The 1181-nt window shown below is 60.8% G+C and carries 1 protein-coding gene; it reads right to left on the reverse strand.

All coding sequences use genetic code 11. The features are described 5' to 3' along the window. The coding region (locus WFM49_RS18485; protein ID WP_336974838.1) for an autotransporter-associated beta strand repeat-containing protein at nucleotides 1-1181 on the reverse strand (1181 nt) is incomplete at both ends.

The raw sequence follows: 1181 nt of genomic DNA on the forward strand, positions 1-1181 counted from the left end.
TGCCACCTTGGTAGCTATTTTGCCCACTCAGTACCAGGGTGCCGGCACCGCTCTTGTTCAAGGCGCCGATGCCGCTTATGGTGCCGCTCAAGCTCAGCGTGGTGCCATCGGCCACCTGCCAGCTTGCATCTACCAGGAAGCTGGCCGCGCGAGCCGAGCTAAAGGAGTCGGTGGTGGCCAGTGTGCCGCCCTTGAAGACCAGTGTGCTGCTGCTATCCCCCAGGTTGGCGTCGCGAGCGACTTGTACTGTGCCTTGCTTGAGCACGGTGTCGCCTTGGTAGCTATTGTTGCCGCTCAGCGCCAGTGTGCCATTGCCGTCTTTGATGAGTTCAGCCGTCCCTGATACCGTTCCGTTCAGATCCAGTGTGTTGTCCTGGCTGATCTCAAACGTTCCTGCATCCAGCAGGGCGATATCACGAGCAGTACTGAAGGAGTCCGTGGCGACCAGGGTGCCGCCCTGGAAACGTAACTCACTGCTGACTGCACCCAGGTTCGCGTCCTGAGACACTTCCAGGCGGCCGTCGGCCAGTGTTGTGCCGCCGGTGTAGCTGTTCTGACCGCTCAGCACCAGGGTGCCCGCGCCTGCCTTGTGCAAGCTGCTGCCATCCCAGCCCGTGGCGCTGTTGCTTGTCTGGTCCTTCAAGTCCGTGCCGACGACGAACCGATTACTGGCATCGGTCAAGGTGAAGGTGCCGTGGGCCAGATTGTTGTTGGCGGTCCAGCTCAGGCCATAGCTGGCCAGTAGTTGAGTTTGGTCAGCGGACTTGTGTGTGTTCAGGTTGAGATAGTCCACCGTGCCATTGAAGCCGCCCACCTGAATGGAGGCGAAGTCGCCTTGTATGCCGTCACGTGTAGTCACCAGCACTTTGTCCAGCTGGCCTTCGTGACTGATGCCACCCAGTGTGAAGGCAACCTGGTCTCCCAGGATCACGCTGTCCGCTACCAGTGCGGGGCTGTTGGGACCAGCGGCAATGTCCAATACCGTGTTGTCGTGCAAATTGACGGTGCCGTCCACGTGGAGGGTAGCGGGTCCTTGCACGGACAAGGTGCTGTCTGCCCCTTCGATATTCAGGTCACCCACCAGGTGGCTGGCGGCTCCGTTCACGCCGTTACCAAACTGCAGGGTGCCGTTCTTGACGCTGGCCGAACCACCGAGCTGCCCCAGTACGGTCAGCGTGCCC

The organism is Alcaligenes sp. PF14, from assembly GCF_037150615.1.
Taxonomy (GTDB): Bacteria; Pseudomonadota; Gammaproteobacteria; order Burkholderiales; family Burkholderiaceae_B; genus Alcaligenes; species Alcaligenes phenolicus.